Below are 16,584 nucleotides of genomic sequence, written 5' to 3'. Positions count from 1 at the left end.
ACTTTCCCGAAGGGACGCATCATCACGATGGCCGAACGATATCAGGACAGACCGTTTCCTTCCGATGACTATGGTCGCGGCGGCGATCAGCATGGGAAGGCGGAAAATGATCCCTTGGCCGAGCTCGCCCGTCTGATCGGACAGACCGATCCATTTGCAGCGCAGGGGCGGCCCACCGCGCGCCCGCCGGCCGCACCGGCGCCCGCCCACAGCTATCAGGAAGACGACTATCGTCAGGACGATGACCAGCAGGACTATGCCGCGCAGGCGCCGTCGGCTCCGCCCGGGCCGCCCTCATGGATGCGGCGCGCCAACGTGCAGCCGCAGCCGGCACCCGCGCCGGAGCCTGACTACCCCGTCTCCGTGAACCCGGTTCATCCGTTGCATCGCTATTCAGCCCAGCCGACCGCGCCCGAGCCTGATTTCCATCAGCCGCAGGCCTATCAGGACCACGCTTATCAAGATCAGCCTCATCAGGCTCCGGCTTATCAGCAGGATCAAGCCTATCAGCAGGAGCAGGCCTACCAGGAGCCATACGCGCAGCCCGATCCGTCGCGCTATGACGATGCGCTCTACGGCAAGCTGGAGGCGGGTGAGCAGGACTATCAGCGCGATCCGGCCTATCCGGACGATCCCTACGCATTCCAGAGCGACTATCCCGAGGCCGATCTCGACGAGCCGAAGAAGCAGCGCGGCGGCATGATGACAGTTGCGGCAATCCTGGCGCTCGCCGTGGTCGGCACTGGCGCGGCCTTCGCCTACAAGACCTATGTCGGCTCGCCCCGCAGCGGCGAGCCGCCGATCATCAAGGCCGACAACACGCCGACCAAGATCGTGCCCGCGCCGACGGATTCCTCGGCCAAGGTGCCCGATCGCATGGTCAGCGGCGATGGCGCCGAGAAGATCGTGCCGCGCGAGGAAGCGCCTGTTGACGTCAACGCCAAGGCGGGCGGTCCCCGCGTGGTGTTCCCGCCGCTGAACCCGAATGCGAACCCGCCGCCGGTGGCGAGCGTGTCGCCGTCCACGATCCCGCCGCCGAGCGCCGGTCCGATTCCGAGCAACGGTACGCTGCCGAACAATTCGCCGCGCACGATCCGGACCGTGGCCGTGAGGGGCGATCAGACCGATAGCGCCACGCCGCAATCGGCCGCTGCTGCCAAGTCGGCTACTCCGCCGAAGCCGGTCGCTGCGCCGCCCGGGCCGCGCACGCCGCCGACCTCGGCCAATGCCAGCGCCAACCAGCCGCTCTCGCTGGCACCGCAATCGGCGCCCGCAGCCGAGCCGCCGCAACGGATGGCTGCGACCAATCCGACGCAGATCGCGCCCGCCAGCAGTGGCGGCAGCGGCTACATTGTGCAGGTCTCCTCGCAGCAGAGCGAGGACAGCGCCGCCGCGTCGTACCGGGTGCTTCAGAGCAAGTACGGCAGCGTGCTCGGATCGCGCTCGCCGGTGATCAAGCGGGTCGATCTCACCGACAAGGGCAAGGGCATCGTCTATCGCGCCTTCGCGGGGCCCTATGGCTCAGCCGAGGAAGCGACGCAGGCTTGCAACAGCCTGAAGTCCGCAGGCTTGTCGGCCTGCTTCGTCCAGAGGAATTAACGGCCGTTTCCTTGACCCCCTCGCGGGGCAGGGTTAATCGGCCCTTATGAGCACGCGGGCCTTCATTACCGGCGTATCCGGAACGGAACTGACCGCCGCCGAGCGGGAGTTTATCCGTGCCGAGCGCCCATGGGGCTTCATCCTCTTCAAGCGCAATATCGCCACGCCGGCTCAAGTTGCTGCATTGGTTGCAGAATTGCGCGCGGTTGCGAACGCACCCGACGCCCCCGTCCTGATCGATCAGGAGGGTGGACGGGTGCAGCGGCTGGGTCCGCCGCACTGGCCCGTCTATCCGCCGGGCGCCGTATTCGCGAATCTGTACGACAGTGATTCGGCGCTCGGGCTCACCGCGGCACGCCTCAGCGCGCGGCTGATCGCGGCCGATCTCGCCGATCTCGGCATTACCGTGGATTGCTTGCCGCTGGCTGACGTGCCGGTTCAGGGCGCGGATGCCGTCATCGGGAACCGGGCCTATGGCACCGAACCTGGCAAGGTCGCGGCGATCGCGCGCGCGGTGACCGAGGGCCTGGAGCAGGGTGGCGTGCTGCCGGTCCTCAAGCACATTCCCGGCCACGGCCGCGCCACCGCCGATACCCATTTCCAGCTGCCGACCGTCGACACGCCCAGGGACGAGCTGGAGCGGACCGACTTCGCGGCGTTCAAGCCGCTGGCGGACCTGCCGATGGCCATGACTGCACATGTTGTGTTTAGCGCGGTCGACCCCGCCCATCCGGCGACGACATCTGCGACAATGATTGCTCAGGTGATTCGCGGCGCAATCGGGTTCCAGGGTTTGTTAATGAGTGATGACGTGTCGATGAACGCGCTGGCGGGAAGCATTGCCGATCGGACCCGCGCCATCTTCGCGGCCGGCTGCGACATGGCTCTGCATTGCAACGGCAACATCGAGGAGATGCGCGAGGTCGCCGGCCAGACGCCTGAACTGTCCGGCAAGGCGCTGGAGCGGGCGACAGCCGCGCTCGCGGCGCGCAAGGCGCCGCAGCCATTCGACCGGGCGGCCGCACGCGCCGAACTGGACGCATTGATCGCACGGGCAAACACGGCATCCGCATGACCGCAGAAATCCTATCGTTTGAAACCGGGCGGCCCGCAGAGCTCGCCGAGGGTGAGCCGGCGTTGGTGGTGGACGTCGAGGGCTATGAAGGCCCGCTCGACCTCCTGCTCGCGTTGGCGCGGCAGCAGAAGGTCGATCTCGCCAAGATCTCGATCCTGGCGCTGGCCGACCAGTATCTCCACTTCATCGAAGCCGCGCGAAAGATCCGGCTCGAGCTCGCCGCCGACTACCTCGTGATGGCCGCGTGGCTCGCCTTCCTGAAGTCGCGCCTGCTGCTGCCGGAGCCGCCGAGCGCGGAAGGGCCGAGCGCCGAAGAGATGGCGACCGCGCTTGCCAACCGCCTGCGCCGGCTGGAAGCCATTCGTGAAGCCGCCAACCGGCTGATGAACCGGCCGCAATTGCAGCGCGATATCTTCCCGCGCGGCGAGCCCGAACAGATCGCCGAGATCAAGCATCCGAAATACACCGCGACGCTGTACGACCTGCTCACCGCCTATGCCTCGCAGCGCCAGTCGCGCGTGTTGGCGAGCGTGCATCTGGCCAAGCGTACGGTGTGGTCGCTCGCCGAGGCGCGCGCCACGCTGGAGCGGCTGGTCGGCAGCATCAGCGAACAGGATGACTGGGGCGTGCTCGACGACTTCCTGATCCGGCACGTCGCCGATCCGACGCAGCGTGCCACGGTGTTCGCCTCGAGCTTCGCCGCCGCGCTGGAGCTGGTGCGCGAAGGTCAGCTCGAGCTGAACCAGAAAGAGGCGTTTGCGCCGATCTATTTCCGGAAGGGGCGTCCCAAACCGGTCCCTGACGCAGCTCCCGCGCCCGATGCGCCGGTCGCTTAAGTGCAAGAAGGAGAATCTGCCATGGCAAGCCTGGCTGAAGTGCGGGTAGACGAGGCCGAGCCGATGGAGAACGAATCCCAGGCGCGTCCTGAAGAACTGCGGCTGCTGGAAGCGCTGCTGTTTGCGTCGAGCGAGCCGCTGGATACCGCGACGCTGGCCAAGCGCATGCCCGATGGCGTGGACGTCAAGGCCGCGCTCGAGCAGTTGCAGGCTGATTATGCCTCGCGTGGCGTGAACCTCGTGCGCGTCGCCAACAAATGGACCTTCCGCACCGCCGGCGATCTCGCCTGGCTGATGACGCGGGAGAGCACCGAGACCCGCCGCCTGTCGCGCGCGGCGATCGAGGTGCTGGCGATCATCGCCTATCACCAGCCTGTGACGCGCGCCGAGATCGAGGAGATCCGCGGCGTCGTCACCTCGAAGGGCACGCTCGACGTGCTGCTGGAGACCGGCTGGATCAAGCCGCGCGGCCGGCGCAAGACGCCGGGCCGTCCCTTGACCTTCGGAACCACCGAGGACTTCCTGTCGCAGTTCACCCTGGAACAGCTGGGCGATCTGCCGGGCCTGGAAGAGCTGAAGGGCACGGGCCTGCTGGATTCGCGCCTGCCGACCGGATTCAGCGTGCCGACGCCGTCCGATGACCCGCAATTGCGCGAAGACGAGGATCCGCTGGAACCGGGCGAGGACCTCGATCTCGCGCTGGCACCTGCGGTTGAGCCCGAGAGCCCGCCGGAAGGTGGCAATGAGGGCGGCGAGGGCGGCAGCGAGGACTAACCTCCCGGCCAATTACGGGCCCCCTGCGACCGGTTAACACTAGCAAGATTACGTAGCGCCAACAGCGAATTGGCGCCGGCTGGTCCTTGTTTTTGAGGCCTGCGGAGCCTACGTTCCGGTGAAGATCGGCCGGGTCCCCGGCCATGCGCGTTTGGAGGGTTGCAGGATGGGTTCACTCAGCATTTGGCACTGGATCTTGGTGATCGCAGTGGTCCTGCTGCTGTTCGGCCGCGGGAAGATTTCGGATCTGATGGGCGACGTGGCGCAGGGCATCAAGGCGTTCAAGAAGGGCATGCAGGACGACGACAAGCCCGCTGACAAGCCTGAGCCGGCCAAGTCCATCGAGCACAATGCCGCGCCGACCGCGGCACGCTCCGACGTCGGCAGCAAGGCCGTCTGAGCCAGAGAGCACGCGAGACGCGGGTAGCGGCCCCGATCCTGCGCGCGAGGGATTGGGCCGGCTTGCTGCTGGCGTGAACGGAAGACCTCATGTTCGACATCGGGTGGAGTGAACTGGTCCTGATCGGGGTCGTGGCCTTGATCGCCATCGGCCCGAAAGAGCTGCCGGGCGTTCTGCGCATGGTCGGGCAGTGGATGGGCAAGGCCCGCAAGATGGCCGCCGAATTCCAGGGCCAATTCCAGGAGGCGATGCGCGAGGCCGAGATGGCCGACCTCAAGAAGAGCTTCGACGAGGTCAAGGAAGCCGCCTCCGGCTTTGCCGGAAACAATCTGATGACCTCGCTCCAGAAGGACGTCAGCGACGCGCTTCGCGTCGATGCGCTCGACAAGCCAGCCGAGACGTCCTCAACAACTGCCATCGAAGCGCCGGCGACCTCAAGTGAGGCGCTGACGACTCCAACAACCCCGGAAGCCCCAACGCCGGAAACCTTCGTGGAAGCGGAAGCCCATGCCGCGGTGAACGAGCCGCTCGCCATCACCCGTGAGGTCGAGCAGGCGCCGGTCGTTGCGCAAGACACCGCGCCATCCGAAGCGATCAAGGACGCCAAAGCGTCATGAGCGACGCCGATATCGAGGCCAGCAAAGCCCCGCTGATGGACCATTTGATCGAGCTGCGCTCGCGGCTGATCAAGGCGCTGCTCGGCTTTGGCGTGGCCTTCATCTTCTGCTTCTTCTTCGCCAAGCAGATCTACAACGTGCTGGTCTGGCCCTTCGTGTGGGTCGCAGGACCCGAGAATTCGAAATTCATCTACACGGCGCTGCTGGAATATTTCATCACGCAGCTCAAGCTCGCGCTGTTCGGCGCCGGCTTCATCTCGTTCCCGATCGTGGCGACGCAGATCTACAAGTTCGTCGCGCCCGGGCTCTACAAGCACGAGAAGCAGGCCTTCTTGCCCTATCTGGTCGCGACCCCGTTCTTCTTCGTGCTGGGTGCGGCGCTGGTTTATTTCGTCGTGCTGCCGATGCTGGTCCGCTTCTCGCTTGGCATGCAGCAGGCCGGCAGCGACGAGACCGCCCAGATCCAGCTGCTGCCCAAGGTCGGCGAATACCTGTCGCTGATGATGTCGCTGATCTTCGCCTTCGGCATCGCCTTCCAGCTTCCGGTGATCCTGACGCTGCTCGGTCGCATCGGCATCGTCACCTCGAAGATGCTGCGCGAGAAGCGCCGCTATTTCATCGTGATCGCCTTCGTGATCGCGGCCGTGCTGACCCCGCCGGACGTGCTGAGCCAGTGCTCGCTCGCGATCCCCTTGCTGGCGCTCTACGAGGGCTCGATCATCGCGGTGGCGATGGTGGAGAAGAAGGCGGCGGCCGCGCAGGCCGCGGCCGGCACCGACGTGTCGACGCCGGCCAATCCGGCAGAGTAGGGACGCGGTGTCATTCCCCGCCTTGTGCGCAATTGCGCACTGGAGCGGGGAATCCAGTACGCCGCGGCCTGTCGAGGAATCACGGTCGGCTCTGGAATACTGGATCGCCCGCTTTCGCGGGCGATGACAGCTGTGCTAGGGGGAAGCGCGCCAATGCAAACTTGCAACGTTTGCCGTTGTAGGTTTACGCGCTGATCCAGGACCACGGCCATGCACGACATCAAATCGATCCGCGACAATCCGCAAGCCTTCGACGCCGGTCTCGCCCGGCGTGGCCTGAAGCCGTTGTCGGCCTCGCTGCTCGCGATCGACGAGAGGCGGCGCGCAGCGATCCTGGCCTCCGAGCAGGCGCAGGCACGGCGCAATGCAGCCTCCAAGGAAATCGGCGACGCCAAGAAGGCCAAGGACGAGGCGCGCGCGGCCACGCTGATGGCCGAAGTCGCCGAGCTCAAGACCACGATGCCGCAGCTCGAGGCGGCCGCGAAGGCAGCCGACGAAGAATTGACGAAAGAGCTGTCCGCGATCCCGAACATTCCGTTCGATGAAGTGCCTGACGGTGTCGACGAGCACGGCAACGTGCAGCACCATGTGTTCGGCAACAAGCGCAACTACGGCTTCGCGCCGAAGCTGCATGACGATCTCGGCAACGCGCTCGGCTACATGGATTTCGAGGCGGCGGCAAAACTCTCCGGCGCGCGCTTCGTCGTGCTGAAGAAGGGGCTCGCGCGCCTCGAGCGCGCGATCGGCCAGTTCATGCTCGACCTGCACACGACCGAGCACGGCTACACCGAGATCAACCCGCCGCTGCTGGTGCGCAACGAGGTGATGTTCGGCACCGGACAGCTGCCGAAGTTCGAGGACGATCAGTTCTGGGCGATCAAGGGCGAACTGCTCGCCTCACCCGACCATGAGCGGCTGAAGACAGAGCGCCTCGGTCTCATCCCGACGGCGGAAGTCTCGCTGACCAACCTCGCGCGCGAATCCATCCTCGACGAGAAGCAACTGCCGATGCGGCTCACCGCGCTGACGCCGTGCTTCCGTGCTGAGGCGGGCGCTGCCGGGCGCGACACCCGCGGCATGATCCGCCAGCATCAGTTCACCAAGGTCGAGCTGGTCTCGATCACGACGCCGGAAGCGAGCAAGGACGAGCTGGAGCGGATGCTGTCCTGCGCCGAGCAGGTGTTGCAGAAGCTCGACCTGCATTATCGCGTGATGACGCTCTGCGCAGGAGACATGGGCTTTTCGTCGCAAAAAACCTATGACATCGAGGTCTGGATGCCCGGGCAGGGCGACGGCGGTATGTTCCGCGAGATATCGAGCTGCTCGGTCTGCGGCGACTTCCAGGCGCGCCGCATGGATGCGCGCTCGCGCGGGCCGGACGGCAAGCCGCGCTTCGTGCATACGCTGAACGGCTCCGGCACTGCGGTCGGCCGCGCGCTGATCGCCGTGATGGAGACTTATCAGCAGGAGGACGGCTCGATTGCGGTCCCCAGCGTGCTCCAGCCGTACATGGGTGGATTGAAGGTGATCTCGCGCGACTGAGGCGTATTGCTCGCTGAAACGCAGAAACGTTTGGTTGCGAAGATCAGGCGGGCGGTTATCCTGACGGCCACCCGTCAATGCGAACCCACCGTTCATGGCCTTGCACCGCGACATCTTCTGGGTTGGCAGACAATGGGCGGTGACGGGTTGCGGCATCCAGGCCGTCGATCAGCGCCTGCGCGGTGTGCTCGACATCGAGATCGCGCGGCTCTGGGACGAGGATCTCGTGCAGAGCCGGCGAGCCAAGCCCGGCGTCAATGCTGCGGATTTCGACAAGGCGCTGACAGTGGCACGCGAGCGTTTTCCGCAGACGCCGGCGCCGGATCCGATCGTTGCAGAGCTGGAGGCGCTCGGCGTGATTGAGACTCCGGTTGTCAGTCCGGTCGTACCGGCGATGAAGTTGTATGCCGAAGGCAGACTCGCACGCTTCCTGCCGCAATGGCGCATCCGCCGCTAGCCTTGTACGGGCACCGGGCTCGAACAGGTGGGCGGCATCCGGAAGCAAGCGTCGGGAACCGAAGCCGGCCGCGTGCTGCGCTGCGGCAATAAGCGGGATCACAGATGAGATCTGCGCGGTGGCCGGTTTGCCTGATCGGTCCCAGCCGGATAAGACGGCTCAGACCCCTTCAGGAATCGACCTTTCGCATGCGCATTCTCTGCACCAATGACGACGGCATTCACGCTCCCGGCCTCAAGGTCGTGGAGGAGATCGCGCGGGCATTGTCCGACGACGTCTGGGTGGTGGCGCCCGAGCTCGACCAGTCCGGCGTGTCGCATTCGCTGTCGCTGAACGATCCCTTGCGCCTGCGCGAGGTCGGGCCGCGGCACTTCGCCGTGCGTGGCACCCCGACCGACTGCGTCATCATGGGCGCGCGCCATATCCTGGGCACCAAGCCGCCCGATCTCGTGCTGTCGGGCGTCAACAAGGGCCGCAACGTCGCCGAGGACGTCGTCTATTCCGGCACCATCGCCGGCGCGCTGGAGGGCACCATCCTGGGGCTGCCGTCGTTCGCGCTGTCGCAGGAGTTCAGCGTCGAGACCCGCGAGCGGCCGCCGTGGGACACCGCGCGCACGTTCGGCCCCGACATCCTGCGCAAGGTGATGGCCGCCGGCATCCCGAAGGAGACCGTCATCAACGTCAACTTCCCGTCCTGCGCGCCTGAGGATGTGCTCGGCATTCGCGTCACCCGCCAGGGCAAGCGCAATCTCGGCTTCCTCAGGATCGACGAGCGCAGGGACGGCCGCAACAATCCCTATTTCTGGATCGGCTTCGAGCGCGCGGCGATGATGGATACGCCCGCCGAGGGCACTGATCTGGCGGCGCTGCGCGAGCGCTATGTCTCGGTCACGCCGCTCAGGCTCGACCGCACCAACGAAGCGTTTTCCGAAGCACTGGGTGCGGCCCTGAAGTAGCGGCTAGTCGCCGCGAAGGGCGGCCTCGATGGTCCTGCCGAGCGCATCGAGCTGGAACGGCTTCTGGAGCGCGGGCCGGTCGCGATACTGCTCGGGCAGGCCGGAGGAGCCGTAGCCGGTGGCGAAGATGAACGGGCAGCCCTTCGCCTTGATCAGGTCGGCGACCGGGGAGATCACCTTGCCGTTGACGTTGACGTCGAGGATGGCGATGTCGAACTGGGTGGCTTCGGCGAGCCGCATCGCTTCGGGGATATCGCCGGCTTCAGCTGCGACCTTGTAGCCGAGCTCTTCCAGCATGTCCGCGACCATCATCCTGATCATCACCTCGTCTTCGACGAGAAATACAGAGCGGCCGGAAAGCCCTGTCGCGGTCATTGTCGGTGAGTCCTTGCCCAATCAAGAAAACGTTCGCAGATAACGCGAATCGACGCAATGCGCGTTTCGGCCAACGGACACCTGAAAATGGCCTTCGTAGCCAGTCCGCTGCAAGCCAATTTGTGGTCAAATGCCTCGGCGAAAGGCTATCATGAGTTCCTGAGCCGGAACAGGATTCTTGCCCCAGCCCTTGAGCTCCGCAAGCGATGATCCGGACCCTGACGAGACAACACTGGCAGCAATGACCTCCCATCAGCACCCGCCGGAAAAGATGATGTTTCAGCTCACGCTGAGGCGTCGGGGCATCAGCGATCAGGCGGTGCTGCGAACCATGGAGGAGGTGCCGCGCGAGCTGTTCGTCGACGAGGCCGATCGCGACGTGGCCTATCGCGATAGCGCGCTGCCGATCGCGTGCGGGCAGACCATCAGCCAGCCCTTCGTCGTCGCCTACATGACCGAGCAGCTCCAGCTCCAGAAGCAGCACCGCGTGCTCGAGATCGGCACGGGCTCCGGCTATCAGGCCGCCGTGCTGTCGCGGCTCGCAGGCCAGGTGCTGACGGTCGAGCGCTACCGCAAACTCGCGGACGCAGCACGCGCCAGACTTGAGAAGCTCGACTATCACAATGTCGAGGTGATGCTGGGCGACGGTCTCAACCTGCCTGCCAATATCGGCCCGTTCGACCGCATTATCGTCACCGCCGCCATGGAGCAGATTCCGGAGAACCTGGTCGATCGGCTCGAGGTGGGCGGCATCCTGATCGCGCCCGTCGGCCCGCATCAGGGGGTGCAGACGCTGATCCGTCTGACCCGCAGCGCGACCGGGATCGACCGCAAGGAACTCGTCGAGGTCCGTTTCGTGCCGGCACTGCCCGGCGTGGCGCGGGAGCTGTAGATTTCCGGATTGGCTGTGCGGCCAACATCTTATTGGGAGGGTTAAGCCGTTATTTACTCGGCGCGTGTTTACTTAAAAGACCAGTTCTGTTGCGTACGAGTGAGTAACCATGTCTGTCGTCGCCGAGTTGCTTTACTCGCGCCGCGTACCGCAGGTCGCGGTGCTGGCGCTGATCTCCTTCAGCTTCGCTGGGTGCAGCGCCGACATGTCGTCGCGGCTGTCCCAGTCGAACTTCTCCAATCCTTTTGCCTCCGATCAGACCGGTTCGGTGCAGCAGGCACCGCCGCCGCAGCGTGAGTTGCCGCAATATTCGCGGCCGCAGACGCAGCCCGGTTATTACCAGTCGCAGCCCTTGCCGCCGCCGGCGGTGTCCGCGCCGCAATCCTATCCGGTTGCGGCAGGCGGCGGGATGTCCGGTGGCGGGCGGGGCGTCGGGTCCTACGCGCCCCCGGCGCAGCCGCATCTGGAGACCACGGCCACCGTGCCGTCGCGCTCGGTCGCGGCCGCCCAGCCGGCCGGCGGGACCAAGATCATCGTCGGCACCAGCGACACGCTCGACGTGCTGGCCAAGCGTTATCACGTCACGCCGCAGGCGATCCTCGCCGCCAATGGCTACAAGGGGCCACGTGCGCTCTCGCCAGGCCAGCAGCTGATCATCCCGCATCCGGGCGCGACCGCGGCTGCACCCGCGCCGGCGATGGCTCCCGTCGCCGCGGCGCCGGCGGCGAAGCCGGTTGCGGCCGTCGCCGCGCCGCCGAGCATGCACTTCGTCAACCGCGGCGACACGCTCGCCAGCATCGCCCGCAAGAATCACATCTCGGCGGCTGAACTGGCCCGCGCCAACGGCCTCGATCCGTCGGCGAAGCTCAAGCTCGGCACCAAGCTGACCGTTCCCGGCGCGAAGACCGCCGCCGTCGCTGCACCTGTTGCTGCGCCAGTCGGGGCAGCCCCGGTCGCCGGTACACTCCAGCCGGTTGCGGCCGCTCCGGCGCCTGCCACCAAGATGGCCGCTGTCGCCGCGCCGGTGCAGAGCGCGCGCCTGGCGCAGGCCACCGCCAATGTCGAAGAGAAGGCTGTCGAGGCACCTGCGAAAGCTGCGGAGACCACCAGCGCGCTGCCGACTTTCCGCTGGCCGGTGCGCGGCAAGGTGGTCACGACCTACGGCGCCAAGACCAACGGCAAGTCCAACGACGGCATCAATCTCGCTGTGCCCGAGGGGACGCCGGTCAAGGCGGCTGAAGACGGCGTCGTCGCCTATTCCGGCAACGAGCTGAAAGGTTACGGCAATCTGGTCCTGGTTCGGCACTCCAACGGCTACGTCACCGCATATGCCCATGCGAGTGAGCTGTTGGTGAAGCGCGGCGATACCATCAAGCGCGGTCAGGTCATTGCCAAGTCGGGTCAATCCGGAGAGGTGGCGTCGCCGCAGCTCCACTTCGAGATCCGCAAGGGATCGAGTCCGGTTGACCCGCTTCAATTCCTGAACGGGGCGTGAGGCGTAGGGCCTGAGGAGTAGGGCAGGCCATCGCCACAAGGAAACTGCCATTGCCCGCGAAAGCGGGCGATCCAGTATTGCATAGACAGCAGTCGCTAGGCCGAGACGCTGCCGTGAACTGTGGCGTAGATCAGCACGCAGCAAAATTCGGATTAAAAAATTTGGCGAATGCCGGAAGCAGATCGCGTTCATGCGATTTCGCTCCGGCGGAATGTTTGTGCTTGCTCCTTCTTTTCCGGCAAGCTCTCTGAATCCCGAACCATTCAAAATCGCTGAGTTCGTCGCGTATGATTCGAGGGTCCGGTGTCGGAGCCTGGAACGCGTTGGTCGCGAGGCCGCTAAAGAGAATGAGATCAGGTTCGGCCTGAGGCTTTTGTGACCGGACGATCAAATTATCGAAGAACAACCCCATACAAAGTAGCCGATGGCTGCCGGTGCGATGTCCTAATGTTCTGAATCTGCTTCGGTTTTGATGGCGCAGCGGACATGGCAGGGCTTGCTGGCGATCCAGCGCCGTCGTGAATGACCCGACCGGGCCCCTTTGATCTAGATCAACCTGGAAGTCGGGCGTTCCCCCTCCGTAGCAGCGCAGGCCAACGACACACGGGGCGGAGACCGGCATGAAGCTGGCTGATACGAAATCGTCGCCTGATTCCGGACAATCGTACCAGCAACCAGCAGGTGAGGGGATGCTGTACGTGCCGGGCGGCACGTTTCGCATGGGTTCGGATCGGCACTATCCGGAGGAAGCGCCGGTTCACCGCGTCACCGTGGATGCGTTCTGGATGGATTGCCATCCAGTGACGAACCGGCAATTCAAGGCGTTCGCCAAGGCTACCGGCCACGTCACCGTTGCCGAGATCACGCCCGATCCAAAGGACTATCCCGGAATGCTCCCGCATATGATCTACGCGGGCTCGCTGGTGTTCTCTCCGCCCGCGCACCCGGTCAGTCTCCGGGACTTCAGCCAGTGGTGGACCTTCGCCAAGGGCGCGGACTGGCGACATCCCTACGGGCCGGGCAGCGACATCCGTGGGCTGGACGATCATCCCGTGGTGCATGTGGCCTTCAGCGATGCGCTCGCCTACGCAAGATGGGCTGGCAAGGATTTGCCGACCGAAGCGGAATGGGAATTTGCGGCGCGCGGCGGGCTGGATGGCGCCGAGTTCGCGTGGGGAGATGTTTTTGCGCCGGACGGCCGCCACATGGCCAACACCTGGCAGGGCGAATTTCCGCGCCAAAACACCAGGGACGATGGATACGAACGGACTTCGCCGGTCACCGCATTCCCGCCGAACGGATACGGGCTGCACGATATGATCGGCAACGTCTGGGAGTGGACGTCCGACTGGTACTCGCCTCGGCATGAAGCCGACGCTGCAAAAGCCTGTTGCATTCCAGAGAACCCGCGCGGCGGCCGTGAGGCCGATAGCTACGACCCCAGAACGACCAACGTCAAGATTCCACGAAAGGTCATCAAAGGCGGCTCGCATTTGTGCGCGCCGAATTACTGCCGACGCTACCGGCCGGCTGCGCGGCATGCGGAGCCGATCGATACTTCCACGAGTCATCTCGGCTTTCGGTGCGTCAGGCGAGGAGCCGCTGACGCATATTAAACAGGAGAGCGTAACCATGTTGAGTACTATATTGCCCGACAAGTCACGCAAGACACCTGGTTGGCACAAGCGGTCCTGCGCATCGCTGCTTGGCGCGACGATGTTGATGTCGCTGTCCGGGCCGACCAGCACGCCGGCAACCGCACAGCCGGCACAGAAACCCAATATCCTCTTCATCATGGGCGACGACATCGGCTGGATGCAGCCGAGCATCTACCACCGCGGCCTGATGGTCGGGGAAACGCCCAACATCGATCGCATCGGCAACGAAGGCGCGATCTTCATGCACTATTACGCCGAGCAGAGCTGCACGGCCGGCCGCAATGCCTTTTTCACCGGCATGAATCCGCTGCGCACCGGGATGATACCTCCGCAACTGCCCGGCAGCCCGTCCTATCTGCGGCCCGGCACCCCGTCCATCGCGAAATTCCTGCTCGATCTCGGCTACAACACCGGCGAGTTCGGCAAGAACCATCTCGGCGACCACACCGACGCGCTGCCGACCGCGCATGGCTTCCAGGAATACTGGGGCTACCTATATCACCTCGATGCGATGCAGGGCGTGAGCTTCCCGGACATCAACAAGTCCCCGACCCAGCAGACGGTTGCCCCGCCATGCAAGAATACGCCGATCCCCGGTATCCCGGAAGTACCGGGCGCGGTCGATCCGCTAACGACGGTTTGCCTGACGCCTCCGCGCAACGTCCTGTCGTGCAAGTCGGATGGTACATCCAGGACTCAGCAGTGCATCGACCAGGGCCCGCTGACGCTCGAGCGATCGAAGGGTGTCGACGAGGAAATCTCGGCCAAGGTCATCGACTTCATCGATCGCAACGACCCGAAGACGACGGGCAAGCCTTTCTTCGTCTGGTACAACCCGGCGCGCATGCATGTGACGACCGTGCTTAACGACAAGTACATGGCAATGGTCGGCGAACCGGGTGGCAAGGACTGGGGCGTCAACGAAGCCGGCATGAAGCAGATGGATGACAACATTGGCTACGTGCTGAAGAAGCTCCAGGACATGGGCCAACTCGACAATACGATCGTCGTGTTCACCACCGACAACGGCGCCGAGACGTTCACCTACCCGGACGGCGGCACGACCCCGTTCAAGGGCTCGAAGATGAACACCTGGGAAGGCGGCATGCGCGCTCCGTGTGTCATTCGCTGGCCGGGTGTCATCAAACCTGGAACGGTCAAGAACGACATCTTCGCGTCGCTCGACTGGCTGCCCACGCTTGTCAATATCGCCGGCGGAGCCAAGGGCGATGCGCTGAACAAGCGGATCATGGCCGGCGCCTATCCGGGCATCGTCAAGACCAGGCTCGATGGCTTCGACCAGACCGAGTACCTCTCGGGACGTTCGGAGAAGTCGGCGCGCGATACCTTCTTCTACTATTCCAGCAGCCACCCGTCGGCGGTGCGCTACAAGAATTGGAAGATGTATTTCGCGATCGCGCCCGAAACCGCGACGGGCTTCCTCTCGCCGGGAGTCCAGACCCAGTTCGCAGCCGGCATGGTTAACCTCAAGCGCGATCCATTCGAGACGTCGTGGGGCGATGAGAAAAAGGCGAGTTTCTGGTTCAGCGGCGCGCTCGCCGGGCCGGTCACGGCTTACATATACGACTGGAACCTGCTGCCCATCGGGCAGGTGCTGTGGCTGAAGGAGCTGGAATCCTACAAGGAGTTCCCACCCCTTCAGGATCCCGCGAGCTACAACCTGGATCAGGTCATGGAACAGCTCAAGAAGGGTCAGGGGCACCCGAGCCAGTAGCTCGGATGCTTGATGCGGGCGCCCGACATAGGGCGCCCGCCAACGGAATCGCGAGCAAACAGGAGGAGCACGTCATGAGTAACAAGCGTCCGCCAGAAGAATCCCACGACGTTCCGCCGTAATCGGACGGCGGAATGAAACGCCGCGATCTGCTGCTGAGCGGAAGTTTCGCTTGTGGCCGCTTCAATGTTGGCCAGTAGGGACCGCACGATCGAAACGGATCGACAATGAAACAGATCACGCGATCACGCCTTGACCGGCGCGCACTGCTCTCGTCTCTGGCGATGCTTCCGTTTCTATCTGCCGCTCTGCGTTCCACGTCCGCCATGGCCCAGACGCAAGCCGGTCCTCTGCCGTCCTGGAACGAGGGCCCGACGAAAGCCTCGATCGTCGACTTCGTCGCACGGGTCACGGAGAACGGTGGACCCTATTTCGTGCCCCCCGATCAACGCATCGCAACCTTCGACAACGACGGCACGCTTTGGATCGAACAGCCGATGTATGTACAACTGGCGTTTGCGCTGGATCGCGTGAAGGTCCTTGCGCCTATGCATCCGGAATGGAAGGACAAGCAGCCCTTCGCGGCAGTGCTGAATGGCGACTTGAAGGCGCTCGCAGCTTTCGGGGAGAAGGGCGTGGCCGAGCTGCTGGCGGTAACTCACGCCGGCATGACGACGGCGGAGTTTGAGAAGATCGTCACAGACTGGCTTGCGACCGCGCGTGATGGCCGTTTCAAGCGTCCGTATACCGAACTTGTCTATCAGCCTATGCTCGAACTGCTCGCTTACCTCCGCACCAACGGCTTCAAGACCTTCATCGTGTCAGGTGGCGGCGTCGAATTCATGCGACCATGGACCGAGGCGATTTATGGCGTGCCTCCCGAGCAGGTCGTCGGATCGTCAATCAAGACCCGGTATGAGATGCGCGACAGCACGCCGGTTCTATTTCGCTTGCCGGATATCGATTTCATCGACGACAAGGCCGGCAAACCGATCGGGATCAATAGCCACATCGGCCGGCGTCCGATCGCCGCCTTCGGCAACTCCGATGGCGACCTCGAAATGCTGCAATGGGCGACGCTCGGTACCAGTGGCGCGCGGTTCGGCCTGATCGTCCACCATACCGATGCGGAACGCGAATATGCCTACGATCGCCAATCACATTTCGGCAAGCTCGATGTCGCTCTCGATGCTGCAGCGCTGAACAGGTGGACCGTTGTGGACATGAAGAACGACTGGAAGAGTATCTTTTCGTTTGATTAGAGGTGAAATCGTAAGACCCACGGTTGCGCGAATGCAGTGCGCAGCCAGCCATTAAGCTCAATGCACGCCGTTGGCATAGCACCCGACTATATTTTTAGATGT

Annotated in this window: 16 protein-coding genes; 15 read left to right on the top strand and 1 reads right to left on the bottom strand. The window is 64.2% G+C overall.

Annotated features, from left to right (window positions below; all coding sequences use genetic code 11):
* Positions 1-27 precede the first annotated feature (27 nt).
* The 10 genes from BJA_RS23875 (at position 28) to surE (ending at position 9,065) form a co-directional block, all read left to right on the top strand.
* Positions 28-1,599 (top strand): SPOR domain-containing protein, encoded by a 1,572-nt coding sequence (locus BJA_RS23875; protein WP_063921470.1) that lies wholly within the window; start codon positions 28-30, stop codon positions 1,597-1,599.
* Positions 1,600-1,645: 46 nt separating this feature from the next.
* A complete protein-coding gene (gene nagZ / locus BJA_RS23870) occupies positions 1,646-2,674 on the top strand; it encodes a beta-N-acetylhexosaminidase (RefSeq protein WP_011087522.1) in 1,029 nt (342 codons plus the stop codon).
* On the top strand, positions 2,671-3,510 hold the full coding sequence (locus BJA_RS23865; RefSeq protein WP_011087521.1) for a segregation and condensation protein A: 840 nt from the start codon (positions 2,671-2,673) through the stop codon (positions 3,508-3,510). The genes nagZ and BJA_RS23865 overlap by 4 nt, the downstream gene beginning before the upstream one ends.
* A 21-nt stretch (positions 3,511-3,531) precedes the next feature.
* The gene (scpB, locus tag BJA_RS23860; RefSeq protein ID WP_028171841.1) at positions 3,532-4,284 is read left to right on the top strand and encodes an SMC-Scp complex subunit ScpB; all 753 of its coding nucleotides are present in this window, start codon (positions 3,532-3,534) and stop codon (positions 4,282-4,284) included.
* A gap of 166 nt (positions 4,285-4,450) precedes the next feature.
* On the top strand, positions 4,451-4,684 hold the full coding sequence (locus BJA_RS23855; protein WP_011087519.1) for a twin-arginine translocase TatA/TatE family subunit: 234 nt from the start codon (positions 4,451-4,453) through the stop codon (positions 4,682-4,684).
* 89 nt (positions 4,685-4,773) lie between these two features.
* Positions 4,774-5,301 (top strand): Sec-independent protein translocase protein TatB, encoded by a 528-nt coding sequence (tatB, locus tag BJA_RS23850; protein ID WP_011087518.1) that lies wholly within the window; start codon positions 4,774-4,776, stop codon positions 5,299-5,301.
* Positions 5,298-6,110 carry a twin-arginine translocase subunit TatC gene (gene tatC / locus BJA_RS23845; RefSeq protein WP_011087517.1) on the top strand — a complete coding sequence of 271 codons (813 nt, stop codon included), beginning with the start codon at positions 5,298-5,300 and terminating at the stop codon, positions 6,108-6,110. The genes tatB and tatC overlap by 4 nt, the downstream gene beginning before the upstream one ends.
* Positions 6,111-6,320: 210 nt before the next feature.
* Positions 6,321-7,652, top strand: coding sequence for a serine--tRNA ligase (serS, locus tag BJA_RS23840; RefSeq protein ID WP_011087516.1), 1,332 nt, complete (start codon positions 6,321-6,323; stop codon positions 7,650-7,652).
* Positions 7,653-7,746: 94 nt separating this feature from the next.
* The gene (locus BJA_RS23835; protein ID WP_011087515.1) at positions 7,747-8,109 is read left to right on the top strand and encodes a hypothetical protein; all 363 of its coding nucleotides are present in this window, start codon (positions 7,747-7,749) and stop codon (positions 8,107-8,109) included.
* Positions 8,110-8,297: 188 nt separating this feature from the next.
* Positions 8,298-9,065 carry a 5'/3'-nucleotidase SurE gene (gene surE / locus BJA_RS23830; RefSeq protein ID WP_028171844.1) on the top strand — a complete coding sequence of 256 codons (768 nt, stop codon included), beginning with the start codon at positions 8,298-8,300 and terminating at the stop codon, positions 9,063-9,065.
* Positions 9,066-9,068: 3 nt separating this feature from the next.
* On the opposite strand, the gene BJA_RS23825 is transcribed toward surE, so the two are convergent.
* Entirely contained in the window at positions 9,069-9,440 is a 372-nt protein-coding gene (locus BJA_RS23825; protein WP_011087513.1) for a response regulator, read from the bottom strand.
* A 241-nt stretch (positions 9,441-9,681) separates the two neighbouring features.
* Between BJA_RS23825 and BJA_RS23820 the strand changes: the two genes are divergently transcribed.
* The 5 genes from BJA_RS23820 to BJA_RS23800 all read left to right on the top strand — a co-directional run bounded on the left by BJA_RS23820 (position 9,682) and on the right by BJA_RS23800 (position 16,482).
* The gene (locus tag BJA_RS23820; protein ID WP_011087512.1) at positions 9,682-10,332 is read left to right on the top strand and encodes a protein-L-isoaspartate(D-aspartate) O-methyltransferase; all 651 of its coding nucleotides are present in this window, start codon (positions 9,682-9,684) and stop codon (positions 10,330-10,332) included.
* A gap of 109 nt (positions 10,333-10,441) precedes the next feature.
* A complete protein-coding gene (locus BJA_RS23815; RefSeq protein WP_011087511.1) occupies positions 10,442-11,827 on the top strand; it encodes a LysM peptidoglycan-binding domain-containing M23 family metallopeptidase in 1,386 nt (461 codons plus the stop codon).
* 620 nt (positions 11,828-12,447) lie between these two features.
* On the top strand, positions 12,448-13,443 hold the full coding sequence (locus BJA_RS23810; protein WP_011087510.1) for a formylglycine-generating enzyme family protein: 996 nt from the start codon (positions 12,448-12,450) through the stop codon (positions 13,441-13,443).
* Positions 13,444-13,543: 100 nt separating this feature from the next.
* Positions 13,544-15,220, top strand: coding sequence for an arylsulfatase (locus BJA_RS23805; RefSeq protein ID WP_038967256.1), 1,677 nt, complete (start codon positions 13,544-13,546; stop codon positions 15,218-15,220).
* Between the two features lie 284 nt (positions 15,221-15,504).
* Positions 15,505-16,482, top strand: coding sequence for an HAD family hydrolase (locus BJA_RS23800; protein ID WP_049832412.1), 978 nt, complete (start codon positions 15,505-15,507; stop codon positions 16,480-16,482).
* Positions 16,483-16,584 lie beyond the last annotated feature (102 nt).

Source organism: Bradyrhizobium diazoefficiens USDA 110, assembly GCF_000011365.1.
Classification (GTDB): Bacteria; Pseudomonadota; Alphaproteobacteria; order Rhizobiales; family Xanthobacteraceae; genus Bradyrhizobium; species Bradyrhizobium diazoefficiens.
This window is presented reverse-complemented; position numbering and strand designations above follow the sequence as displayed.